The organism is Sphingomonas jinjuensis, assembly GCF_014197105.1.
Taxonomy (GTDB): domain Bacteria; phylum Pseudomonadota; class Alphaproteobacteria; order Sphingomonadales; family Sphingomonadaceae; genus Sphingomonas; species Sphingomonas jinjuensis.
In genome coordinates this window covers 199,586-221,431 of the sequence record NZ_JACIEV010000008.1, presented here as the reverse complement: position 1 = coordinate 221,431, position 21,846 = coordinate 199,586, and the positions used below count along the sequence as shown (strand labels likewise).

Annotated in this window: 24 protein-coding genes; 16 read left to right on the top strand and 8 right to left on the bottom strand. The window is 68.2% G+C overall.

Features of this window, described 5'->3' with window-relative positions:
* Positions 1-244 precede the first annotated feature (244 nt).
* Positions 245-643 carry a VOC family protein gene (locus GGQ80_RS14350; protein ID WP_183986005.1) on the top strand — a complete coding sequence of 133 codons (399 nt, stop codon included), beginning with the start codon at positions 245-247 and terminating at the stop codon, positions 641-643.
* 301 nt (positions 644-944) lie between these two features.
* Entirely contained in the window at positions 945-1,790 is an 846-nt protein-coding gene (locus GGQ80_RS14345; RefSeq protein ID WP_183986004.1) for a DUF4394 domain-containing protein, read from the top strand.
* 431 nt (positions 1,791-2,221) lie between these two features.
* Here GGQ80_RS14345 and GGQ80_RS14340 read toward each other — a convergent pair whose 3' ends face one another.
* Positions 2,222-2,713: an SspB family protein gene (locus GGQ80_RS14340; protein ID WP_183986002.1), complete on the bottom strand. Its 492-nt coding sequence runs from the start codon at positions 2,711-2,713 to the stop codon at positions 2,222-2,224.
* Positions 2,714-2,784: 71 nt separating this feature from the next.
* Here GGQ80_RS14340 and hisB point away from each other — a divergent pair, with 71 nt between their 5' ends.
* The 8 genes from hisB (at position 2,785) to GGQ80_RS14300 (ending at position 8,433) form a co-directional block, all read left to right on the top strand.
* Positions 2,785-3,372: an imidazoleglycerol-phosphate dehydratase HisB gene (gene hisB, locus GGQ80_RS14335; RefSeq protein ID WP_183986000.1), complete on the top strand. Its 588-nt coding sequence runs from the start codon at positions 2,785-2,787 to the stop codon at positions 3,370-3,372.
* Positions 3,372-3,677, top strand: coding sequence for a YciI family protein (locus GGQ80_RS14330; RefSeq protein ID WP_183985998.1), 306 nt, complete (start codon positions 3,372-3,374; stop codon positions 3,675-3,677). The genes hisB and GGQ80_RS14330 overlap by 1 nt, the downstream gene beginning before the upstream one ends.
* The gene (gene hisH, locus GGQ80_RS14325; RefSeq protein WP_183985996.1) at positions 3,674-4,273 is read left to right on the top strand and encodes an imidazole glycerol phosphate synthase subunit HisH; all 600 of its coding nucleotides are present in this window, start codon (positions 3,674-3,676) and stop codon (positions 4,271-4,273) included. Before GGQ80_RS14330 ends, hisH begins: the two co-directional genes overlap by 4 nt.
* A gap of 148 nt (positions 4,274-4,421) precedes the next feature.
* Positions 4,422-5,156, top strand: coding sequence for a 1-(5-phosphoribosyl)-5-[(5-phosphoribosylamino)methylideneamino]imidazole-4-carboxamide isomerase (gene hisA, locus GGQ80_RS14320; protein ID WP_183985994.1), 735 nt, complete (start codon positions 4,422-4,424; stop codon positions 5,154-5,156).
* Positions 5,153-5,917 carry an imidazole glycerol phosphate synthase subunit HisF gene (gene hisF / locus GGQ80_RS14315; RefSeq protein ID WP_183985992.1) on the top strand — a complete coding sequence of 255 codons (765 nt, stop codon included), beginning with the start codon at positions 5,153-5,155 and terminating at the stop codon, positions 5,915-5,917. The genes hisA and hisF overlap by 4 nt, the downstream gene beginning before the upstream one ends.
* A gap of 167 nt (positions 5,918-6,084) precedes the next feature.
* Positions 6,085-6,399: a phosphoribosyl-ATP diphosphatase gene (locus GGQ80_RS14310; RefSeq protein ID WP_183985990.1), complete on the top strand. Its 315-nt coding sequence runs from the start codon at positions 6,085-6,087 to the stop codon at positions 6,397-6,399.
* Positions 6,399-6,776, top strand: coding sequence for a histidine triad nucleotide-binding protein (locus GGQ80_RS14305; RefSeq protein ID WP_183985988.1), 378 nt, complete (start codon positions 6,399-6,401; stop codon positions 6,774-6,776). Before GGQ80_RS14310 ends, GGQ80_RS14305 begins: the two co-directional genes overlap by 1 nt.
* Positions 6,777-6,864: 88 nt before the next feature.
* Complete coding sequence (locus tag GGQ80_RS14300; protein ID WP_183985986.1) at positions 6,865-8,433, top strand: amino acid permease; 1,569 nt, start codon at positions 6,865-6,867, stop codon at positions 8,431-8,433.
* Between the two features lie 94 nt (positions 8,434-8,527).
* On the opposite strand, the gene GGQ80_RS14295 is transcribed toward GGQ80_RS14300, so the two are convergent.
* A complete protein-coding gene (locus GGQ80_RS14295; RefSeq protein ID WP_183985984.1) occupies positions 8,528-9,526 on the bottom strand; it encodes an adenosine kinase in 999 nt (332 codons plus the stop codon).
* A 130-nt stretch (positions 9,527-9,656) separates the two neighbouring features.
* On the opposite strand from GGQ80_RS14295, the gene GGQ80_RS14290 reads away from it, so the two are divergent.
* Both GGQ80_RS14290 and GGQ80_RS14285 read left to right on the top strand, forming a co-directional pair.
* The gene (locus tag GGQ80_RS14290) at positions 9,657-10,310 is read left to right on the top strand and encodes an EI24 domain-containing protein (protein ID WP_183985982.1); all 654 of its coding nucleotides are present in this window, start codon (positions 9,657-9,659) and stop codon (positions 10,308-10,310) included.
* Complete coding sequence (locus GGQ80_RS14285) at positions 10,307-10,681, top strand: hypothetical protein (RefSeq protein ID WP_183985980.1); 375 nt, start codon at positions 10,307-10,309, stop codon at positions 10,679-10,681. The genes GGQ80_RS14290 and GGQ80_RS14285 overlap by 4 nt, the downstream gene beginning before the upstream one ends.
* Before the next feature lie 4 nt (positions 10,682-10,685).
* On the opposite strand, the gene queG is transcribed toward GGQ80_RS14285, so the two are convergent.
* Complete coding sequence (queG, locus tag GGQ80_RS14280; protein WP_183985978.1) at positions 10,686-11,729, bottom strand: tRNA epoxyqueuosine(34) reductase QueG; 1,044 nt, start codon at positions 11,727-11,729, stop codon at positions 10,686-10,688.
* Between the two features lie 68 nt (positions 11,730-11,797).
* Here queG and GGQ80_RS14275 point away from each other — a divergent pair, with 68 nt between their 5' ends.
* From GGQ80_RS14275 to GGQ80_RS14265, 3 genes are read left to right on the top strand one after another with little or no spacing between them, the layout of a single operon-like run.
* Entirely contained in the window at positions 11,798-12,715 is a 918-nt protein-coding gene (locus GGQ80_RS14275; protein WP_425506062.1) for an ABC transporter ATP-binding protein, read from the top strand.
* Positions 12,712-13,935, top strand: a complete 1,224-nt coding sequence (locus GGQ80_RS14270) for an ABC transporter permease (protein WP_183985976.1) — start codon at positions 12,712-12,714, stop codon at positions 13,933-13,935. Before GGQ80_RS14275 ends, GGQ80_RS14270 begins: the two co-directional genes overlap by 4 nt.
* A gap of 49 nt (positions 13,936-13,984) precedes the next feature.
* Entirely contained in the window at positions 13,985-15,223 is a 1,239-nt protein-coding gene (locus GGQ80_RS14265) for a cytochrome P450 (protein ID WP_183985974.1), read from the top strand.
* Between the two features lie 153 nt (positions 15,224-15,376).
* Here GGQ80_RS14265 and GGQ80_RS14260 read toward each other — a convergent pair whose 3' ends face one another.
* The 5 genes from GGQ80_RS14260 to GGQ80_RS14240 form a co-directional block, all read right to left on the bottom strand.
* Positions 15,377-16,921 (bottom strand): DHA2 family efflux MFS transporter permease subunit, encoded by a 1,545-nt coding sequence (locus GGQ80_RS14260; protein ID WP_183985972.1) that lies wholly within the window; start codon positions 16,919-16,921, stop codon positions 15,377-15,379.
* Between the two features lie 173 nt (positions 16,922-17,094).
* The gene (locus GGQ80_RS14255; RefSeq protein WP_183985970.1) at positions 17,095-18,258 is read right to left on the bottom strand and encodes an HlyD/EmrA/EmrK family protein; all 1,164 of its coding nucleotides are present in this window, start codon (positions 18,256-18,258) and stop codon (positions 17,095-17,097) included.
* Positions 18,255-19,658 (bottom strand): efflux transporter outer membrane subunit, encoded by a 1,404-nt coding sequence (locus GGQ80_RS14250; RefSeq protein WP_183985968.1) that lies wholly within the window; start codon positions 19,656-19,658, stop codon positions 18,255-18,257. The genes GGQ80_RS14255 and GGQ80_RS14250 overlap by 4 nt, the downstream gene beginning before the upstream one ends.
* The gene (locus GGQ80_RS14245) at positions 19,655-20,125 is read right to left on the bottom strand and encodes a MarR family winged helix-turn-helix transcriptional regulator (RefSeq protein WP_183985966.1); all 471 of its coding nucleotides are present in this window, start codon (positions 20,123-20,125) and stop codon (positions 19,655-19,657) included. Before GGQ80_RS14245 ends, GGQ80_RS14250 begins: the two co-directional genes overlap by 4 nt.
* Before the next feature lie 209 nt (positions 20,126-20,334).
* A complete protein-coding gene (locus GGQ80_RS14240; RefSeq protein WP_183985964.1) occupies positions 20,335-21,045 on the bottom strand; it encodes a murein L,D-transpeptidase catalytic domain family protein in 711 nt (236 codons plus the stop codon).
* A gap of 218 nt (positions 21,046-21,263) precedes the next feature.
* On the opposite strand from GGQ80_RS14240, the gene GGQ80_RS14235 reads away from it, so the two are divergent.
* Complete coding sequence (locus tag GGQ80_RS14235) at positions 21,264-21,833, top strand: L,D-transpeptidase family protein (RefSeq protein WP_183985962.1); 570 nt, start codon at positions 21,264-21,266, stop codon at positions 21,831-21,833.
* The last annotated feature ends 13 nt before the right edge of the window (positions 21,834-21,846 follow it).

Below are 21,846 nucleotides of genomic sequence, written 5' to 3'. Positions count from 1 at the left end.
CAACAGGCCGGACACACGGAAGCACCTGAACCTGCGCGATCCAATCTTCCGAACACCCCCTTGTATCCGACGGGGCGTCCACACACGGACATCCGGCTGGGCCAGGTCGCTTCCTGAAAGCGGCCGGTCCGCTATCGGCCCAGCAACGGACATTTCGACGGATTGGGGGTGACCGCGGGTGACGGGCGGGTTAGGTGAGACCGCTAGTGGCGATCGGATTTGATCAGCCTACGGGAGAGAACGCGTGCTTTTTCACACCATGGTTGGATCGAACGACATCGAACGCTCCAAGCGCTTCTACGACACGGTGCTTGGCACCTTGGGTGCAGGAGAAGGGACGCAAAACATCGCCGACAGCGGCCATACACGTTTGATCTATAATAACGGCAGCGGGACCAACTTCATCGTCAGTCAACCGATCAACGACGAACCAGCAAGCGTTGCCAATGGCAGCACCGTTGCCTTTTCCTGCGACTCGCCCGAGCAAGTGAAGCTACTTCATGACACCGCCGTTGCTGCTGGCGGCACGTCGATCGAAGCTCCGCCCGGACCGCGTGAAACCGCTTCGATGGGCACCATCGAGCTGGCCTATTTCCGTGATCCCGATGGCAACAAACTGTGCGGAATTCATTTCCCCGCCTGATCAGCCCGACACGGGTGCGCTTCGGGTGTTAGCGGTCCCCGATCGTGCGATTCTACGAATGACCGCTCTCCACCACGATCGGCAGTCCGGCTGGGCCAGGTCGTTTCTCGAAAGCGGGCGTTCCGCTATCGCCCCAATCAATGCTTTGCAATTTTCCAGCAACACAGCGAAATGAGATGCCGTTCATCGACTGAGCGCGTTGTCCCAGAATGAGATTCATCCAGCCTCACTGCATCCGGGGCTCCTATCGCGCGTAGCTCTTGCGGGGTGAACCACTCACCTCAATTACGGGAGAACAGGGATGATTTCTGGTTTGAGGAAAGTTGCTCTCGCGCTGAGCGTCAGCATGATGGCCGCCGCAGGGACCGCCAACGCCGCCACGATCTTCGCCGTCGATGGTCTCAACAACCTCGTCTCATTCAACAGCGCTGCACCTGGCACCTATTTGTCGTCCGTCAGGATCACCGGTTTTTCAGATAGCGTACAGGCGCTCGACTTTCGGCCGGCCAACGGCGCGCTGTATGCCCTCGCTGGCAATCGCACTATCTACACGATCAATACCGCAACGGGCGTGGCGACCTCGCTGGGCGCCGGTCCGCTGGCCATCGAAGGAACGCTGTTCGGCTTCGACTTCAATCCCGTCGCCGACGCAATCCGGATCGTCAGTAACACCAACCAGAATTATCGCGTCAATCCGAACACCGGCGCCCTCATCGCGCAGGACACGAACGTCTTTTATCCCAACAACACGGGGCAGGACCCGGACGTGATCGCCAATGCCTATGTTAGCGGCGGGACGACGCAATACGCCATCGACTCCGCTGCTTCCACCTTGGTCCGGCAAAACAACAACGCTGGCGACCTCACGACCATCGGTTCGCTCGGCGTAACGGTCGGTGGACGAACGAGCTTCGATATTGCTGGGTCGGACGCATTCGTGCAGAGTGGGCGCAATCTCTATTCAGCCAACCTCCAAACGGGTGCGCTGACCCGGATCGGTCAGACTCAGGACGAGTTGTTCGGGCTCGCCATCTCAGTTCCGGCGGTGCCCGAGCCTGCGACTTGGGCGATGATGATCGTCGGCTTCGCCATGGTCGGCGCAGCGTCGCGGTATCGCCGCCGTGGGACAACGGCGACCTTCGCCTAGCTATAAGCTCGTTGTAGAGCGCAGGAAGCCGTCGGTCGAAAGGCTGGCGGCTTTCTTACGTCCGCATCCAACCAAGATCCGCCATCCGAACGGCCCGCGGGGTCGCCCGAAAGCGGTCGTTCCGCTGTTACCCATGTGCCGATACGGTAGCCGGTCGGTGCATTCCGTTCGATGGTCCATCGCGAAGATGAGGACGGCGAGCGGGGGCGCGCCCCGCCGGCGAAACCGCGGCGCCCAAGTCTAGCACGGATTTTGGCGCGCAACCCCACCGTCAGGCTGAGGCACGGTCGGCGTGACGGTATGGCGAATTCGGCTGTGTCGCGTGGGGCACGCCGTCACGAGAGTGAATCCCGTGACGTCGAAGCTCGGCTGCGCCGAGCCCGGCCGGCGTTCGCGTCGCTCGCTGCATCGCGCACGGCGATTAGCCTTCGCTAATCGCCTCGCTTTCGCTTGAAATCCACCGCCACCACGTTCGACCCTTCCTCGACCGGGGTCGCGACGACGGCGTCGTTTTCCGCCTCGTCATGCGGCTCGGGGCCGCTGCCGGGGTCTTCGGTCGCCTGGAAGCGCAGCTCGAAGTTGACCGCCGGATCGTGGAAGCCGGTCACCGCCGAATAGGGGATCACCAGCTTCGACGGCACCTGGTTGAAGCTCAGGCCCACCGAAAAGCGGCGGTCGTCGACGGTCAGGTCCCAGTAGCGGTTCTGGAGGACGATCGTCATCTCGTCCGGGAACCGCTCGATCAGCCGCTGCGGGATGTCGACGCCGGGCGCCTGCGTCTTGAAGGTGATGTAGAAATGATGCTCGCCGGGCAGACCGCCCGACTCGGCCACCGAGCCGAGCACGCGCCCGACCACGGCACGAAGCGCCTCCTGCACGATCTCGTCGTACGGAATCAGGCTGTCGGGCATCGCGTCGCTCATCGGCCCTTGGGTAGCGGGCTTTGGTGGCGGGTCAAGATTGCGCGGGGCGTCGCGGTCGCTATGGAACGCGCATGCGTACCGCCACCGTCCATCGCGCGACCGCCGAAACGCGGATCGACGTCACCGTCAACCTAGACGGCACCGGCACCTACCGGGTGTCGACCGGGGTCGGTTTCTTCGACCATATGCTCGAGCAATTGTCGCGCCATTCGCTGATCGACCTCGACGTGACGACGGTCGGCGACCTGCATATCGACCAGCACCACACCGTCGAGGATACCGGCCTCGCCATCGGCCAGGCGATTGCCCAGGCGCTGGCCGACAAGCGCGGCATCCGCCGCTATGGCGATGCGCTGAGCCCGATGGACGAGACGCTGACCCGCGTCGCGCTCGACATCTCCGGACGGCCCTGGCTGGTGTGGAAGACGCAGTTCAGCCAGGTGAAGCTGGGCGAGATGGACACCGAGATGTTCCAGCATTTCTTTCACAGCTTCGCGCAGACCGCCGGGCTGACGCTTCACATCAAGACGCTGTACGGCGAGAATAATCACCATATCGCCGAGAGTTGCTTCAAGGGCGTCGCCCGTGCGCTGCGCATCGCGGTCGAAATCGACCCGCGCAAGGCCGATGCGATCCCGTCGACCAAGGGGACGTTGTGATGGCCGCGCGACCCATGGCACCGATGGCGCTGGTGCTGCTGACCTATGTCAAGCCGATCGACGAGGTGAACGCGCATCGCGCCGCGCACGTCGGCTGGATCGAGGCGGCGATCGACGAGGGCGTGATGGTGCTGGCCGGGCGCAAGACGAGCGCCGACGGCGGCGTGCTGCTGTTCCGCGGCCAGGCCGATGCGGTCGAGGCGTTCGCGCAGACCGATCCCTATGTCATGAACGGCGTCGCGACGGCGGAGGTGATCGGCTTCACCGCCAGCCTGGCGCTGGACGCCATCGGCAACCTGTTTTGATCGCGCTGATCGACGTCGAATCGGGCAATCTGCGCTCGGTCGCCAACGCGCTGGCGGCGGCGGGGGCGAGCGACCTGATCGTCACCGCCGATCCCGATGTCGTGCGCGGCGCCGATCGCATCGTCCTGCCCGGTGTCGGTGCGTTCGGCGCGGTGGCGGCGAACCTTCGCAAGGTGGCGGGGCTGGAGGACGCACTGGGCGAGGCGGTGATGCAGCGCGCGCGGCCCTTCCTGGGCATCTGCGTCGGCATGCAGCTGATGGCTGAGATCGGCGAGGAGATGGGCGAGCATCGCGGGCTCGGTTGGATCGAGGGCCGCGTTGCGCGGCTGCCGGCGGCGACGGGCATCAAGGTGCCGCACATGGGCTGGAACGACGTGCATCCCGTGGCCACGCATCCGCTGCTGGTGCCGGGCGAGGCCTATTTCCTCCACAGCTATGCCTTCACCGGCGCCGACGTGCTGGCGACAACGGAGCATGGCGGCGCGGTGACCGCGGCGATCGGGCGCGACAACATGGTGGGCGTCCAGTTCCATCCCGAGAAGAGCCAGCGCTACGGCCTGGCGTTGCTGGAGAGGTTTTTGTCGTGGATGCCGTGACGCTGGCCGCTCCCCTCCCTGCAAGGGAGGGGTTGGGGGTGGGTCCGCGCCGGGCGATACGTCACCCCGACGCGACGCGGCATCCATATCGCCAAGCCCCCACCCACCCCCGACCCCTCCCTTGCAAGGAGGGGAGAAAGCGCCCGTCATGACCCTTATCGTCTTTCCCGCGATCGACCTGAAGGGCGGCCAGGTCGTCCGCCTGGCCGAGGGCGATATGGACCGCGCCACCGTCTATGGCGACGACCCTGCGCATCAGGCGACGTTGTTCGCGCAGGCCGGCGCCGGGCATCTTCACGTCGTCGACCTCGACGGCGCGTTCGCTGGCGAGAGCCGCAACGGCGACGCGGTGGCGGGGATCGTCAAGGCCTTCCCCGGCCATGTCCAGCTCGGCGGCGGCATTCGCAACCGGGCGAGCGTCGAGCGCTGGTTCGACCTCGGCGTCAGCCGCGTGGTGATCGGCACTGCGGCGCTGGAGGATCCCGACTTCGTGCGGGCTGCGGCACGCGACTTTCCCGGCGGCATCGTCGTCGCGGTCGATGCGAGGGACGGGATGGTCGCGACCAAGGGCTGGGCCGATGTGTCCGACGTGACCGTCGTCGATCTCGCCCGCCGGTTCGAGGATGCGGGCGTCGCGGCGCTGCTGTTCACCGACGTCGGGCGCGACGGCTTGCTGAAAGGGTGCAACGTCGAGGCGACGGTCGACCTCGCCCGCGCGGTGTCGATCCCGGTGATCGCCAGCGGCGGCGTGGCGGGGATCGCCGACATCCATGTGCTGGCGCTTCACACCCGCGACGGGGTGGAGGGCGTCATCACCGGCCGTGCCCTCTACGACGGACGGCTCGACCTGGCCGCCGCGCTGAGCGTAGCCGCCGCCGCATGACCGTTCGCGCACGCGTCATCCCCTGCCTCGACGTCGCCGACGGGCGGGTGGTGAAGGGGGTCAACTTCGTCGACCTGATCGATGCCGGCGACCCGGTCGAGCAGGCGCGCGCCTATGACGCGGCGGGGGCGGACGAGCTGTGCTTCCTCGACATCACCGCCAGCCACCAGGATCGGGGCACGATCCTCGATGTCGTCGCGCGGACCGCGGCGGTGTGCTTCATGCCGTTGACGGTCGGCGGCGGGGTGCGGACCGCGGATGACGCGCGCGCGCTGCTGCTGGCGGGGGCGGACAAGGTCGCGGTCAATTCCGCCGCGGTGGCGCGGCCCGAGGTGGTGGCCGACATCGCCTCGCGCTTCGGCAGCCAGTGCTGCGTCGCCAGCATCGACGCGCGGCGGACTCCGCAAGGCTGGGAAGTCTTCACCCATGGCGGCCGGCGCGCGACCGGGATCGATGCGGTGACGCATGCGCTGCGGCTGGCGGAGCTGGGGGCGGGCGAGCTGCTCGTCACCTCGATGGACCGCGACGGCACGCGGTCGGGCTACGACCTGGAACTGATCCGCACGATCGCCGACCGCACCGATGTGCCGGTGGTGGCGTCGGGCGGCGTCGGCGGGCTGGGCGATCTGGTGGCGGGCATCGTCGAGGGTCATGCCAGCGCGGTGCTGGCGGCGTCGATCTTCCATTTCGGCGAGGCGAGCGTGGCGGACGCGCATGCGGCGCTGGCGAAGGCCGGGGTGGCGGTGCGGAGTCACTCGTGATCCTTCCCCGCCAGGGGGAGGTGGCAGCGCGCCAGCGCTGACGGAGGGGGCGGACGCCCTGCGCTCTCGATAGTGCGTCGCCTACCTCCCCCTCCGACGCCTACGGCGCCACCTCCCCCTGGCGGGGGAGGATTGACGGACGACGCGGCTCACGCCACCCCGCTGCCATGACCGACGACGTCCTCGATCGCCTGCAGTCGACGATCATCGCCCGCCGCGGTGACGATCCGGCCAGTTCCTACACCGCCAGCCTGTTCGCCCGCGGCCGTGGCCGGATCGCGCAGAAATTGGGCGAGGAGGCGGTGGAGACGGTCATCGCCGCCTGCAGCCCCGATCCCAAGGCGATCGTGCCCGAGGCGGCGGACGTGCTCTATCACCTGATGGTGCTGCTCGCCGACGCCGGCCTGTCGCTCGCCGACGTCCGTGCCGAGCTGGAACGCCGCGAGGGCACGTCGGGGCATGACGAGAAGAGGAGCCGCTGATGCCGATCGACGCCACCCAAGCCTATGACGACCAAAATATCTTCGCGAAGATCCTGCGCGACGAGATCCCGGCGAAGCGGGTGTACGAGGACCAGTGGGCGATCGCCTTCCACGACATCAACCCGCAGGCGCCGACGCACATCCTGGTGATCCCGCGTGGACCCTATGTGTCGTGGGACGATTTCTCGGCCAACGCGTCGGGCGAGACGATCGCGGGCTTCGTTCGCGCCGTCGGCACGGTGGCGCGCGACATGGGGCTGGTCGCGCCGGGCTATCGCCTGCTCGCCAACACCGGCGGCCATGGCGGGCAGGAAGTGCCGCACCTTCACGTCCACCTGTTCGCCGGCCAGCCGCTGGGGCCGATGCTCGCCCGATAAGGGATTGCCTGATCCCCGCTTTCGACTAGGCTTCACGCTTTCGTAACACGGCGGTCAAAGCCGCCTCCCTTGGGGGGGATGTGAGTACATGATCTTCGGACGCGTCAAACCTCTCGACGCCATTCTCGCGACGGCCGAAAAGAAGTCGCTGCATCGCACGCTCGGCTGGTTCCAGCTGACGCTGTTCGGCATCGGCTGCGTCATCGGCACGGGCATCTTCGTGCTGACCGCGGCGGGCGCGCAAAAGGCCGGCCCCGGTCTGATGCTGGCGTTCGCCATTGCCGGCGCCATCTGCATCGTCGCCGCGCTCTGCTATGCCGAGATCGCGGCGATGGTCCCGGTGGCGGGCTCCGCCTACACCTATACCTATGCGACGATGGGCGAATTGCTCGCCTGGACGGTCGGCTGGGCGCTGATCCTGGAATATGCGGTCGCCGCGAGCGCCGTCGCGGTCGGCTGGTCGGGCTTCTTCTCGGGCACGATCCTGACCGAATTCCTGGGCGTCCAACTGCCGCCTGCGCTATCGGGTGCGCCGCTGGCGCTGGGCGGCGTCGCCGGCGGGTTCATCAACCTGCCCGCGGTGATCATCTCGCTGCTCATCACCTGGCTGCTGATGATCGGCACCACAGAGAGCGCGCGCGTCAACGCGGTGCTGGTGACGATCAAGGTCACGGCGCTGGTCGCGTTCATCGCGATCACGCTGACCTCGGCCTATTTCGATCCCGATCGGTTCAACCCCTTCCTGCCCGCCGGCGTATTCGGCGGCTTCGGCACCGGCGTCGGTGCGGTCGGCGCGGCGGCGACGATCTTCTTCGCTTATGTCGGCTTCGACGCTGTCTCGACCGCGGCGGAGGAGACCAAGGATCCGCAGCGTAACGTGCCGATCGGGCTGATCGGGTCGCTATTGTTCTGCACCGTCTTCTACATCGTCGTCGCCGCCGGCGCGATCGGGACGGTCGGCGGCCAGCCGATCATGGGGCCCAACGGCGTCCCCTTCCCTGCCGGGTCCGAGGAGCTGGCGCGCCAGTGCGCCACCTATGCCGCCGACAAGCTGCCGCTGGTCTGCTCGAACGAGGCGCTGGCGCATGTCCTTCGCCAGATCGGCTGGTCGGGCGTCGGCAATGCGGTCGGCCTGGCGGCAATGCTCGCGCTGCCGTCGGTGATGCTGATCCTGATGTTCGGCCAGACCCGCATCTTCTTCGTCATGAGCCGCGATGGCCTGCTGCCCGACGTGCTGTCGAAGGTGCATCCCAAGTGGAAGACGCCGTACATCGTCACCGCCGCCACTGGCATCGCGGTGGCGATCGCGGCGGCGTTCCTGCCCGTCGGGCGGCTGGCGGACATCGCCAACGCGGGGACGCTCTACGCCTTCATGATGGTCGCGATCGCGGTGATGATCCTGCGTCGGACGGCACCCGACCGCAAGCGCAGCTTCCGTACGCCGGCGCTCGGCCTGCTGGGGCCGGCGACGATCATCGGCTGCATCTTCCTGTTCTTCAACCTGCCGCTCGACGCGATGCTGGTGCTACCGATCTGGGGCGTCGTCGGGCTGGTGATCTACTTCGCCTACAGCCGCGGCGCATCGCACCAGGGTCGCGGCATCGTCGAAGTGCCAGAGAACGATCCGCTGGATCCGCCGGTGCCTGGCGTTCACTGATCGGTTCGAGGGTTCTGCGAAAAGGGGCCGGGAGAACGATCTCCCGGCCCCTTTTGCCGTGTAATCCTCCCCCGCCAGGGGGAGGATTGAGGCGTCAGCCCAGCTTGTCTGCCGCCAGCGCCTTCAGGTCGGCCAGCGGGCGCGGGCCGATGTGGCCGATGCATTCCGCCGCGCAGATCGCGCCGAGGCGGAGCGAGTCGGCAAGGCTCTTGCCGGTCACCTGGCCGTGGAGGAAGCCCGCCGCGAACAGGTCGCCGGCGCCGGTGGTGTCGATCACCTCGGTCACCGCCTCAGCCGCGCAGGTCGTGCGCTCGCCGCCGGCGATCGCCATCGCGCCATCGGGGCCGAGCGTGACGACGAGCAGCGGCACCTTGTCCTGCAGCGATGCGATCGCCGCCTCCCGGTCGCTGTTTTCGGTCAGCGACATGATCTCGGCATCGTTGGCGAACAGCACGTCGATCAGCCCGCCGTCGATCAGCTCGTGGAAGGCGGCGCGGTGGCGGTCGATGACGAATTCGGCCGAGAGGGTGAAGGCGACCTTGCGCCCCGCCGCGCGTGCGACGTCGATCGCGGCGCGCATCGCAGCGCGCGGCTCTTCGGGATCCCAGAGATAGCCTTCGAGGTACAGATAGCTGCTGTCGGCGATCAGGTCGCGATCGAGCGCCTCGGCCGGCAGGAAGTGCGAGGCGCCGAGGAAGGTGTTCATCGTCCGCTGGCCATCGGGCGACACGAAGATCAGGCAGCGGCCGGTGGTCGGCTGGCCGGCGCGCGCCGGCGTGTCGAAGCGGATGCCCGCCGCGCGGATGTCATGCGCGAAGACCGCACCCAGCTGGTCGTCGGCGACCTGGCCGATGAAGCCGCAGGACGAGCCCAGCGCCGCCATGCCGGCGATGGTGTTCGCCGCCGAGCCGCCCGATACTTCCGTCCCCGGCCCCATCTTCGCATAGAGCGCGTCGGCCTCTTCGGGCGAAAAGACGAGCTGCATCGCACCCTTGGTCATGCCGTTGGCGGCGATGAAGGCGTCGTCGGCCTTGGCGAGAATGTCGACGATCGCATTGCCGATGGCGACGACGTCGTAGCGGGGCTGGGACAAGATGGCGGGCTCCGATGATGAAAGCGCGGCCTGTAGAGGGGATTGGGGGCGATGGGAATGGTGGCGCCTTCGTCACCCCGGGTGACGGAGGGTTTGACGGGGCGTCCGCCACCTCCCACTTCAAGCGTCTATGTTCCGCGCCTTCTTCCTCGCCCTTCGCGACTTGACCGACCCGGCGGTGATCCGCGTGTTCGTCAAGTCGATGATCGTGACGCTGATCGTCTTCGCGGCGGTCGGGGTCGGGGTGTTCGCCTCGCTCGACCGCTGGGCGGGGCATTCGCTGTCGGCGGTCGCGGCGACGGTCGCGATGGTGCTGGGCGGGTGGCTGTTGTTCCGCGTCGTCGCCATCGCGGTGCTCCAGCTGTTCGGCGACGAGGTGGTCGCGGCGGTCGAGCAGCGGACCTATCCGGCGGCGCATGGCGCGGCGCGCGGTGTCGGCCTGGGGCGGAGCCTGCGCATGGGACTGGGCTCGGCGGCGCGGGCGCTGGCGGCGAACCTGGTCATGCTGCCGGTCTATCTGGCGCTGCTGTTCACCGCGATCGGGCCGGCGATCGCGTTCTTCCTGGTCAACGGCTGGCTGCTCGGTCGCGATCTCGGCGACACCGTCGGCAGCCGCCACCTCGACGATGCGGCGATGCGGGGCTGGCGCGCGGCGACGAAGGGCGAGCGCTTCGTCCTCGGGCTTGCGGTGACGGGGCTGTTCATGGTTCCCCTCGCCAACCTGTTCGCGCCGATCCTGGGCGCGGCGATGGCAACGCATCTGTTTCACGGGAGCCGGCGATGATCCGCAGCCTGACCGCCCTGGCGCTCGCCGCCACGCTAGCCGCCTGCGCCTCGACCGGCGCGCCGCCGCCGAGCGTTACCGCGCGCCCCGCGCCGAGCTATACCAATCTGGGGCTGGAACGCGTGATCGGCCAGGATGCCGCGGGGCTGTCGACGCTGTTCGGGCAGCCGGACGCCGACGTGCGCGAAGGGACCGCGCGCAAGCTGCAATTCGTCGGCCCGATCTGCGTGCTGGACGCGTATCTCTATCCGCAGGGCAGCGGCGGCGGCGAGGCGACGGTGACCTATCTCGATGCGCGCGAGCCCGACGGCAGCGCGATCGACCGGGCAAGCTGCGTCGCGGCGCTGGCGCGGCGAAATGGGGGGAAGTAACCCGTCAGGGCTGAAGTTCGCCAAGCGCCCATTCGGCCGCCTCGGCGACCACCGGATTGGAATCGTTCACCAGCGGCCGCAACACCCGCACCAAGTCACCGTCACCACTGTTTCCGGCGGCGATCGCGGCATTGCGGACCATGCGGTCGCGGCCGATGCGCTTGATCGGCGAACCCGCGAACACCTGGCGGAAGCCTGCGTCGTCGAGCGCCAGCAGGTCGGCGAGATCGGGCGCGACCAGCTCGGCACGGGGATGAAAGGCGATGTTGTCGCGCGCGGCGGCGGCGAACTTGTTCCACGGGCACACCGCCAGGCAATCGTCGCAGCCGTAGATGCGATTGCCGATCGCGCGGCGGAACTCGTGCGGGATCGGGCCCGCCGCCTCGATCGTCAGATACGAGATGCAGCGCCGGGCATCGAGCCGATAGGGCGCAGGGAAGGCATCGGTCGGGCAGGCCGTCTGGCAGGCGTCGCACGACCCACAGCCGCCGCGCCCCCGGCCGTCGGGCACAAGCTCGAGCGTCGTGTAGATCGCGCCCAGAAACAGCCAGCTGCCGTGATCCCGGCTGACGAGATTGGTGTGCTTGCCCTGCCACCCCAGCCCCGCCGCTTCCGCCAGGGGCTTTTCCATCACCGGCGCGGTGTCGACGAAAACCTTGAGGTCACCGCCGCCCTCCGCCGCCAGCCATCGGCCGAGCGCCTTCAGCTGGCGCTTCACGACGTCGTGGTAATCGGCTCCTTGCGCATAGACCGAGATTCGCCCGACTCCGCCTTCGTCCGCCAGCGCGAGCGGATCGGTGGCGGGGGCGTAGCTCATGCCGAGCGAGATGACGCTCTTCACCGCGGGCCACAGCCCGGCGGGCGAGGCACGATGGTGGGCGCGCGTCTCCATCCAGATCATGTCGCCGTGACAGCCGTCGGCCAGCCATTGGCGCAGGCGATCGGCGGCGAGCGGCGCGGCGTCGGCGAGCGCGATGCCGCAGGCCGCGAAGCCGAGCTCTACCGCCTTCGACTTGATCCGATCTTCCAGGCTCTTGTCTTCCGCCACGACGCCCCGCTACCACGGATGGGCAATGGGGCGGCAAGCAAATCCCCGGTCTAGCGAACGGAATTCGGGTGAACGCTGATTACGCCATCACGGCCGAGGGACTGGTGAAGCGCTTCGGCGACCGCCGCGTCGTCGACGGGGTCGACCTGACCGTGCCGACGGGCAGCATCTACGGCGTGCTTGGGCCCAATGGCGCGGGCAAGACGACGACGCTGCGCATGCTGCTGGGGATCATCGAACCCGACGAGGGGCATCGCACGCTGCTCGGCACCGATCATCCGCGCGATGCGAGCGACTGGGTCGGCTATCTGCCCGAAGAGCGCGGGCTGTATCCGTCGATGAAGGCGAAGGAGGCGATCGCATTCATGGGCGCGCTGCGCGGGCTAGACTGGCGCACCGGGCGTGCGCGTGCGGCCGACCTGATGGAGACGATCGGCCTCGGCCATGCCGCCGACGAGAAGATCCGCAAGCTGTCGAAGGGCATGGCGCAGCTGGTCCAGCTGCTGGGCTCCGTCGTCCACCGGCCGCGGCTGCTGGTGCTCGACGAGCCGTTCTCGGGGCTCGATCCGGTCAACCAGGAGAAGCTGGAGGCGCTGATCCTTGCCGAGCGCGACCGCGGCGCGACGGTGCTGTTCTCGACCCACATCATGGCACATGCCGAGCGGGTCTGCGATCGCCTCGCGATCATCGCCGGCGGCAAGCGGCGATTCGAAGGGACGGTCGACGATGCGCGCGCCACCCTGCCCAGCCGCGTCCATTACCGCGCGCGTCGGGATGAAGGCGTCGCCGCCGCGCTGCCCGCCGATGCGGTGCGCCACGGCGACGACTGGCGCTTCCCCCTGCCCGCGGAAGGGATCGAGCCGCTGCTCGCACAGTTGATCGAGCGCGGCCACGGCATTGCCGCGCTGTCGATCGAACGGCCCGGACTGCACGAGGCGTTCGTCAACATCGTCGGGCGTGCCGCCGCCGGGGAGACCGCGGCATGACCCGGTTTCGCCGCTCGCTTCGCCAGACGCTGACGATCGCCCGCCGCGACTTCACCGCGACGGTGTTCACGCCGGTGTTCCTGCTGTTCCTGTTCGCGCCGCTGATCATCGGGTCGTTCAGCGCGATCGGCGGGATGGGCGCGGCTAGCGTCGCGGGGCCGAGCGACAAGGCGCGGATCGTCATCGTCACGCCCGATCGCTACGCCCGCCCGCTGGCAGAGGCGGACACCAGGCTGCGCGCCGGCTATCGCCGCGACGAGACGCCGCCCGAACTGACCACGATCACCGAGCGCACCTATCCGCAAGGCCAGGCACGCGCCGCCTTCCGGTCGCGCGATTACGACGCCGTGGCGGTAATGTACGGCCCGCTCGACAAGCCGACCGTCCTCTACGGCCCGCTCGGCAAGACCGCGGCCAATTATCTTGGCCTGCTCGCCGGCCAGGCGCTCGCGGCAGAGAAGCTCGGCGGCGCGGTGCCGAGCGTCACGCTGACCAAGGTGGCGATGACGCGCGAGCGGGCGTCGACCAGCGGCCGCAACCAGTCGGCGTTCTTCGCCGTCTTCGGCATTTTCTTCCTGACGCTGTTCCTGGCGGGGCAGGTCGTCGGCACGATGGCGGAGGAGCGCAACAACAAGGTGATCGAGGTGCTCGCCGCTGCGGTGCCGCTCGAATCGGTGTTTCTGGGCAAGCTGATCGGCATGTTCGGCGTCGCGCTGCTGTTCGTCGGTTTCTGGGGGACGGTGGTCGGCAAGCTCGGTTCTCTGCTGCCCGCGGGCGCGGCGCCGGCGCTCGCCGAACTGGCACCGGCGATCGGCGGCCCGACCTTCGCGATCCTGTTCGCCGCCTATTTCGCGACCGCCTATCTGCTGCTCGGCTCCGTGTTCCTCGGCATCGGTGCGCAGGCGTCTACCCCGCGCGAGATCCAGATGCTGTCGCTGCCGATCACGCTGGTCCAGGTCGGCTGTTTCGCGCTGGCGAGCGCCGCTGCGTCGCGCCCCGGCAGCGGGATCGCGTTGGCAGCGGAGATCTTCCCGCTGTCGTCGCCCTTCGCGATGGCGGGGCGCGCGGCCAACTCGCCGGTACTGTGGCCGCACCTGCTGGCGATCGCGTGGCAATTGGTGTGGGTCGCGATCTTCATCGCCGTCGGCGCGCGGCTGTTCCGGCGCGGCGTGTTGCAGTCGGGCAGCGTCCGGCCGTTCTGGAAGCGTGGCAAGAGCTAATTGACAAGCGTGTCAGCAACGGCTTTCTTTCCCGCATAGGAGAGAGCCCATGGCGACGATGGTGCAGGACGTGGCGGCGGCGCATCCGGTCGATCCGCTGGATGTGAGCCGCGCCGAACTCTATGCGGAGGACCGCTGGCAGCAACCCTTTGCGACATTGCGCGAAACGGCGCCGGTCTATCGCTGCGAGCATTCGGACTACGGCCCCTATTGGTCGGTTTCGACCTACAAACCGATCGTCGAGATCGAGTCGCTGCCCGACGTCTTCTCGTCGGAAGCCGGGGGCATCACGCTCGCCGACTTCATCGAATCGGACGTGCGGATGCCGATGTTCATCGCCCGCGACCGGCCGGTCCACACCGGCCAACGTCGCACCGTCGCGCCCGCCTTCACCCCCAGCGAGATGACGCGGATGACCGCCGACATTCGCGCGCGCACCGCTGAGGTGCTCGACGAGTTGCCGTGGGGCGAGACGTTCGACTGGGTCGATCGCGTGTCGATCGAGCTGACGACGGGGATGCTTGCGATCCTGTTCGACTTTCCGTGGGCGGAGCGGCGCAAGCTGACCTTCTGGTCCGATTGGGCGGGCGACATCGAGCTGATCAAGACGCCCGAGCTGCGCCGCCAGCGGCTGGAGCACATGTTCGAGTGCGGCGCCTATTTCCAGGGGCTGTGGAACGCCAAGCTGAACCAGCCGCAGACGCCCGACCTGATTTCGATGATGATCCATTCGGACGCGATGAGCCACATGGATCCGCACGAATTCATTGGCAACCTGATCCTGCTGATCGTTGGCGGCAACGACACGACGAGGAACTCGATGTCTGCGGCAGCCTATGGCCTCGACCTGTTCCCCGATGCGCGCGTTCAGCTGGAGGACGACCCGTCGCTGATCGGCAATGCCGTCAGCGAGATCATCCGCTGGCAGACGCCGCTTGCGCACATGCGGCGAACGGCGCTGGTCGATACCGAAGTGATGGGGCAGTTGATCCGCGCCGGCGACAAGCTGGCGCTATGGTATCTGTCGGCGAACCGCGACCGCAGCGTGTTCGGCGAGGACGCCGACGCGATCCGCGTCGACCGCCCCAATGCGCGCCGCCACCTGGCGTTCGGCCACGGCATCCATCGCTGCGTCGGCGCGCGGCTGGCGGAGTTGCAGGTCGGCGTGCTGCTGGAGGAGATGGCCAAGCGGCGGATGCGGGTGAACGTCGTCGCCGAGCCGGAGCGGGTCGCGGCGTGCTTTGTGCATGGCTATCGGTCGTTGCCGGTTGAGATCAGCCGGTATTGATCACGAGGGACGTAGCTTGCCGCCCCCTCCGTCGCGCGGACGCGCGCCACCTCCCCCTAGCGGGGGAGGATCGACCTCGCGTGATCCTGCCCCGCCAGGGGGAGGTGGCAGCCGCAGGCTGACGGAGGGGGCGGTAAGCGACGAATTCGGAACTCAATCCGCCGCCGCATGCGCCGCGCCGCCGCCCGAGGGGCGCCGCGCCAGCCAGACCAGCACGATCAGTCCGGCCGACAGCCACGCGGACAGCCTGAACAGGTCGGTCGAGGCGAGGAGATACGCCTGCCCCACCATTTGCCGAGTCACCGCGGCGGCTGCCTGTGCCTGGTTCAGCCCCATCTTCTGCAGCTGCGCCATCGCCATCTGCAGCGGCGTGCCCGACCCGATCGTCTCGGCGAGGCGGCTCTGGTGGAGCGCCTCGCGCCGGTCCCAGGCGGTGGTGATGATCGACGCGGCAAAGCTGCCCGCGACGATCCGCGCGAAGTTGGAGATGCCGGTCGCCGAGGGCAGACGTTCGGGCGGGATGCCGTCGAGCGAGATCGTCAGCATCGCCAGGAAGAAGGTGCTCATCGCCACGCCCTGCACCATGAGCGGCAGGGTGAAGTCCCAGAAGCTCGCCCCCGTCGTATAGCCCGAGCGCAGGTAATAGGAGGCGGCGAAGGACACGAAGGCGACGGTCGCGAGGATGCGCGCGTCGATCTTGCCCGACAGCCGCGCGACGAAGGGCGTCAGGATCACCGCCACCAGCCCCGATGGCGCCGCCACCAGCCCCGCCCAGGTCGCGGTATAGCCGAGCTGGGTCTGGAGCCAGAGCGGCAGGATCAGCGTGTTGGCGAAGAACACCGCATAGCCGAGCGCGAAGGCGATGTTGCCGATCGAGAAGTTGCGGAACGCGAACAGGCGAAGATCGACGGTGGGATGAGCGTCGGTCATCTCCCAGATCACCCACGACACGAAGCCGATCGCGGCGATCACCGACAGCACGACGATGGTCGGATCGTTGAACCAGTCGGCATTCTTGCCGAGATCGAGCATGATCTGCAGCGAGCCGACCCACAGCACCAGCAGGCACAGCCCCACCGTATCGATCGGCAGCTTGCGCGTCGGCGTCTCGCGGCTTTTCAATCCCGTCCAGCAGGCGATGGCGACGAAAATGCCGAAGGGCACGTTGATGAGGAAGATCCAGCTCCAGTGATAATTATCGCTGATATAGCCGCCCAGGATCGGCCCCATGATCGGCGCGACCAGCGTCGTCATCGACCAGATGCCGAGCGCGGTTGAGCGCTTGTCGGACGGAAAGATCGAGATCAGCAGCGCTTGGCTGCCCGGCATCATCGGCCCCGACACCGCGCCTTGCAGCACGCGAAAGGCGATCAGCGACGGCAGGCTCCACGCGATGCCGCACAGGAACGAGGCGATGGTGAACAGGACCACCGACACGCAGAAGGTCCGCACCACCCCGAACCGCCCCATCAGGAAGCCGGTCAGCGGCACGCCGATGCCGTTGGCGACCGCGAAGGCGGTGACGACCCAGGTCGAATTGTCGCTCGACACGCCGAGGTTGCCCGCGATCGTCGGCAGCGAGACGTTGGCGATGGTGGTGTCGAGCACCATCATGAAGGTGCCGAGCGCCAGCGCGAACGCCACCAGCGCGAGCTTTCCGCCTTTTAGGGGGGCGGGTTGGGAGGGTTGCGATGCCATCACGAACGTCCCTTCCTGCCCTCACCCTTCCGGCGCTGCGCGCCTCCCTCCATCATTGGGTCGGTCATGCCCCCGGCATGACCTGAACAGCACGGGGTGCTGTTCACCCGATGATCTTGCTGGGAGAGGGAAGAGCCGCCGAAGGCGGCGAAGGGTGAGGGCAGCCTTTCCATTCAGCGATTGGCCGCAATGATCTGGCGAATCTTCGCCTCGACCTCAGGATCGGCCGCGTCGGTTTCGCGCCCGGCATAGGCCTGCGTCGCCGGCTGGCCGAGCATGCCGCCCGACTGGTCCGCGGTATCGACCACCGTCTTCACCGACAGGCCGACGCGCAACGGGTGGCTGGTCAACTCCTTCGGGTCGAGCGCGATGCGGACGGGCACCCGCTGGACGATCTTGATCCAGTTGCCGCTGGCGTTCTGCGGCGGCAGCAGCGCGAAGGCGTTGCCCGAGCCTGCGCCGACGCCGACGACGCGGCCGTGGAACACGACGTCGTCGCCGTACATGTCGGCGGTGATCGTCGCCGGTTGGCCGATGCGCAGGTCCTTCAGCTGGGTTTCGCGGAAATTGGCGTCGATCCAGACGCGGTTGAGCGGCACCACCGCCATCAACGGCGCCCCCGCCGCGACCTGCTGGCCAAGCTGCACCGTGCGCTGCGCGACGACGCCGTCGATCGGCGCGATGATATGCATGTGACCGCGCATGATCGCAGCGCGACGATAGGCGGCGATCGCGGCCATCACCGCGGGATTGGTGCCGATGTCGGTGCCCTGCACCGTGCTCCTCGCCTGCGCGCGCTGGCTGAGCGCGAGGTTCAGGTTGGCGCGCGCCACCTTCACCGCGTCGCCGGCATGGCTGACCTCCTCCGTCGACACCGCGCCCTCGGCGGCGGCGCCACGACGGCGGCGGTAGTCGTCGACCGCGCGGTTCAGCTCCGCCCGGGCCTGGACGATCGCGGCACTGCTTTCGTCGACCTTCGAGAAGTCGGCGCGCGTCGCGCGCACCGCGCGCGCCAGATCGGCGGCGGCGGCGGCGAGCTGCACGTCGACGGTCGCGGGATCGAGCTCGATCAGCGGCTGCCCGGCCTTCACCGACTGGGTATTATCGGCATGGATCGACAGCACCGTGCCGGGATCGCGCGCGGTGATCGCGACGACGTCGCCGGCGACATAAGCGTCGTCAGTCTCCTCCTCGGGCTTGGCGAGCAGGAAGTGCGCGATCGCCCAGATCACCAGCCCGACGATCACGACGACGCCCAAGATCGCGAAGGCGCGGCGGCGGTTGCGCGGCTTGGGGTCGTCGTCCGCCGAGGCTGCGGCGGTGTTGCTGTCGGTCATTGGTTCACACCCTGCGAGGAGAATCCGCCACCCAGCGCCAGCACCAGCGCAACGCGGGCGCGGGCCGCATCGGCGGCGATGGTGACGTCGGCGATCTGCGCGTCGAGCAGGCGGACGTCGTTGTCGACGAGGTCGAGCTTGCTATCGAGGCCGCTCGACACGCGCACCGCGTTGAGGCGGTTGGTTTCGGCGAAGCCGCGTACCACCGCCGCATTCTGGCGCCGGCGCTCGACCAGATTGGCCGAGAGCGCGATGCCGTCCGCCGCGTCGCGCACCGCGCCGACCACCTTGTCGTTGTAATCGGCGGTGGCGACGTCGAGCGCGGCGGTGGCGCCGGCCAGGTCGGCCTTGAGCCGGCCGTTGTCGAACAGCGGCAGATGAATCGCCGGCCCGCCGCCGCCGGTCAGGCTGTCGGGCGCCAGCAGGTTGCCGATGCCGATCGCCTGCACGCCCGCCAGCGCCGCCAGGTTGACGTTGGGATAGAAGGCACGCCGCGCGACCTGCCGCCCGGCCGCCGCCGCCGCGATCCGCGCCTGCGCCGCCGCAATGTCGGGCCGCCGCGCGAGCAGGTCGGCAGGAACGGTCGCGGGGACCGGCAGCGCCGCGTCGAAGTTGACCCGCGTCGCGCCGATCGTCGCGGCATAGTCGGTGCCCCGCCCGGCCAGCGCCGCCAGCGCATCGGCGGCGACGGCGCGCGCGCCCTGCGCCTGGACCAGCGCGCCGCGGGCCTGCGCCACCAGCGTCTCGGCGGCGGTGGTCTGGAGGTTGCTGGCAAGGCCGTTGCGCCGCTGCACCCCGACCAGCCGCAGCGATTCCTGTCGCGTCGCGATCGTGCGCCTTGCGAGCGCCGCCTGCGCCTCGGCCCGGGCCAGATCGATATAGGTCTGCGTCACCGCGCCCTCGATCGCCAGCCGGGCGGCGGCGACATCGAGCGCCGCCGCGTCGGCGCTCGCCCGCGCGCCCTCGATCGCGGCACGCTGGCGGCCGAACAGGTCGAGCGTCCAGCTGAGATTGGCGAGCCCCTGCCCGACGAAGCGCACGCTGCCGCCATAAGGCGGCGGAATGATGTAGCGGCCGGGCAGGCGGATCACCTGACCCTGCGCGTCGAGCGTCACCTGCGGCCCGTCCTCGGCACGGCGCGTCGACAGCAGCGCCTGTGCCTGGCGTACCCGCGCCAGCGCGGCGTCGAGCGTCGGATTGCCCGCAGTGGCGTCGGCGACCAGCCGGTCGAGCTGCGGATCGCCGAAGCCGGTCCACCACCGCTCCCCGATCGCGGGCGCAGCAGCCACGCCCAGACCAAGCGCCGCCGGCGCGATCGGCGCGACCGCGGGTGGCGACGCAGGGATGGCGCATCCTGCCAGCAGCGCGACGGCGCCGACGATCGAGCCGCGCCGGATCATGCCGCCACCTCGCCCAGCACCTGTTGCTCGAGGTCGCCGCGTAGGCGATGCAACAGCGTGAGCAGTTGGTCGACATCGGCGCGCGACCAGTCCGCCAGCCACTCGTTCCAGCACGCGACGACGCGCGCGCGACACCGTTGCGCGACGCGCTCGCCGTTCTCGGTCAGCGTCAGCCGCGATACCCGGCGGTCGTCGCTGTCCCGCACGCGCCGGACCCAGCCCTTGGCCTCGAGCGAATCGATCAGCCGCGTCGTCGCGCCCTTGTCGTGGACCAGGTCACGGGCAAGCTCGGCGCAGGTATCGGCCCGGCCGTAATGGAGCGACACCAGCGCCGACCACTGCGTCAGCGTTGTGCCCTCTTCGGCGAACATCGGCTCCAGCCCGGCAGCCGACAGCTGGAAGACCCGCTTGGCGAGATAGCCGACCGACGTGTCGGGCTCGAAGGACGAGGCGGTGTAATAAGCCATTTGGTTGCCCTGGCAACTGTTGCCCAGGCAGTCAAATGCATTTCACGCAGGCGGGGCGCACAATTCCTCATCCTCCCCCGCCAGGGGGAGGTGTCAGCGCCGCTGACGGAGGGGGAGGAATCACAGTCCAACGTGGGTCGCTTACCGCCCCCTCCGTCACGCCTTCGGCGCGCCACCTCCCCCTGGCGGGGGAGGATTACGCGAGGTCGTCAGACCTTGGCGGAATAGATCATCCGGCCGGATCCGAGCGCCGCGAACACCGTGTCAAGGTCGCCCTCGCCAACAGCGAAGCAGCCCTGGCTGCGGCCGAGCATGCCGTGCGTCTTGATCATGTCCTTGTTCGCATACCAGGCGGCGTGGACGACGATCGCGCGGCTCAATGCATTGTCGTTGGTCGGGTCGAGGCCGATCAGCCGCTGCGAACGGCCATGCTTGCCGACATAATAGTCGGCGGCGGCGAACGCGCCCTCGCACGAGGCGTTCGAGCCGGGATCGTTGCTGAACCGCTTCAGCCAGCCGGTGTGCGACGGGTCAGAGCCGCTGCCGTGGGTGACCAGGAACGACGTGCTGCGCCCGTTCTCGAGGTCGACGAGGTGAAAGCGCGGCTGCGCAGAGGGCGCAGCCATGTCGGCGATCGCGATCCTGTCGCGGCGCGGGATGCTGCTGCCATGCCGGTCGAGCGCGGCCATCGCCTTGCGAAACAGGTCGGGGCGGACGATCCGCGGCGAGGTGATTGGGGCGGCAGCCACACGGCGTGGCGCGAGCGGCAACGGCGGCTCCACCACCGGCTTCAGATCGGCCTGGGTCAGCTTGCGCTGCGTGGCGCCGACGACGCCGGGCACCGCGGCCATCGCCGCCAGCAACAATCCGTTCTTCACGATGACGCGCCGATCGCGCACCGCCTCAGTCTCGTCGATCATGTGCTTTGGTAAGCCCCAACTTCCGCTGAGCCCCTATATAGCAGCGGACGTGGTCAATTTCCCGTAACGTTCCCGCCATTCGGCGCTTGCAGCCCTCCAGCCGCCCCGCAATTTGTGCACTTCGTCGTGTTACGCAGGCGGCACGTTTTCGTACGCAGCGCGTTGAAGCGGCTCAGGGAAGAAAAGAAGAAGGGGACAGGAGGAAAGGGAAACCTGCCATGTTCCGGCTTGTCGCCATGATCGTCACTGCCCTGGCCGTGATGTCGGCCAGTCCCGCTGCTGCCGGCGCCACCGAAATCGCCACGGCCGCCCAGTCGTTGACGCCCAACAAGTTCGTGTGGGCCGACGACGCCTCGATGCAGCCCGTCAGCGTCGTGATCTCGATTCCCGACCAGCGCGCCTATGTCTATCGCGGCGACCAGCTGATTGCGGCGTCGAGCGTCTCGACCGGCAAGGATGGCAAGGAGACTCCGGTCGGCGTGTTCACCATCCTGCAGAAGAAAGAGGACCATAAGTCCAACCTGTACGACGCCGCGCCGATGCCGTTCATGCAGCGGCTGACGTGGGACGGCGTCGCTATCCACGCCGGGCGCAATCCCGGCTTCCCCGCCTCGCACGGCTGCATCCGCGTGCCCGCCGCCTTCGCCAAGAAGCTGTTCGCGATCACGAACGTCGGCACCCCCGTGCTAGTGACCGAGGCGACCGCGGACGAAGGCTGGACGCTGCCCGATCCGGCCGACGCGACGGAGACGGCGACCGCAAATCAGCAGATCGCGGCCTATCCGTGAGGCACGGGCTACG

What these genes read in the sequence shown, in the direction of transcription:
- GGQ80_RS14250 (WP_183985968.1), bottom strand. Translation starts at nt 19,658, where the DNA reads ATGATCCGGCGCGGCTCGATCGTCGGCGCCGTCGCGCTGCTGGCAGGA.
- GGQ80_RS14245 (WP_183985966.1), bottom strand. Translation starts at nt 20,125, where the DNA reads ATGGCTTATTACACCGCCTCGTCCTTCGAGCCCGACACGTCGGTCGGC.
- GGQ80_RS14270 (WP_183985976.1), top strand. Translation starts at nt 12,712, where the DNA reads ATGACCCGGTTTCGCCGCTCGCTTCGCCAGACGCTGACGATCGCCCGC.
- GGQ80_RS14305 (WP_183985988.1), top strand. Translation starts at nt 6,399, where the DNA reads ATGCCGATCGACGCCACCCAAGCCTATGACGACCAAAATATCTTCGCG.
- GGQ80_RS14285 (WP_183985980.1), top strand. Translation starts at nt 10,307, where the DNA reads ATGATCCGCAGCCTGACCGCCCTGGCGCTCGCCGCCACGCTAGCCGCC.
- GGQ80_RS14255 (WP_183985970.1), bottom strand. Translation starts at nt 18,258, where the DNA reads ATGACCGACAGCAACACCGCCGCAGCCTCGGCGGACGACGACCCCAAG.
- GGQ80_RS14300 (WP_183985986.1), top strand. Translation starts at nt 6,865, where the DNA reads ATGATCTTCGGACGCGTCAAACCTCTCGACGCCATTCTCGCGACGGCC.
- GGQ80_RS14235 (WP_183985962.1), top strand. Translation starts at nt 21,264, where the DNA reads ATGTTCCGGCTTGTCGCCATGATCGTCACTGCCCTGGCCGTGATGTCG.
- hisF (WP_183985992.1), top strand. Translation starts at nt 5,153, where the DNA reads ATGACCGTTCGCGCACGCGTCATCCCCTGCCTCGACGTCGCCGACGGG.
- GGQ80_RS14340 (WP_183986002.1), bottom strand. Translation starts at nt 2,713, where the DNA reads ATGAGCGACGCGATGCCCGACAGCCTGATTCCGTACGACGAGATCGTG.
- GGQ80_RS14290 (WP_183985982.1), top strand. Translation starts at nt 9,657, where the DNA reads ATGTTCCGCGCCTTCTTCCTCGCCCTTCGCGACTTGACCGACCCGGCG.
- GGQ80_RS14240 (WP_183985964.1), bottom strand. Translation starts at nt 21,045, where the DNA reads ATGATCGACGAGACTGAGGCGGTGCGCGATCGGCGCGTCATCGTGAAG.
- GGQ80_RS14330 (WP_183985998.1), top strand. Translation starts at nt 3,372, where the DNA reads ATGGCCGCGCGACCCATGGCACCGATGGCGCTGGTGCTGCTGACCTAT.
- hisA (WP_183985994.1), top strand. Translation starts at nt 4,422, where the DNA reads ATGACCCTTATCGTCTTTCCCGCGATCGACCTGAAGGGCGGCCAGGTC.
- GGQ80_RS14310 (WP_183985990.1), top strand. Translation starts at nt 6,085, where the DNA reads ATGACCGACGACGTCCTCGATCGCCTGCAGTCGACGATCATCGCCCGC.
- GGQ80_RS14260 (WP_183985972.1), bottom strand. Translation starts at nt 16,921, where the DNA reads ATGGCATCGCAACCCTCCCAACCCGCCCCCCTAAAAGGCGGAAAGCTC.
- GGQ80_RS14345 (WP_183986004.1), top strand. Translation starts at nt 945, where the DNA reads ATGATTTCTGGTTTGAGGAAAGTTGCTCTCGCGCTGAGCGTCAGCATG.
- GGQ80_RS14265 (WP_183985974.1), top strand. Translation starts at nt 13,985, where the DNA reads ATGGCGACGATGGTGCAGGACGTGGCGGCGGCGCATCCGGTCGATCCG.
- hisB (WP_183986000.1), top strand. Translation starts at nt 2,785, where the DNA reads ATGCGTACCGCCACCGTCCATCGCGCGACCGCCGAAACGCGGATCGAC.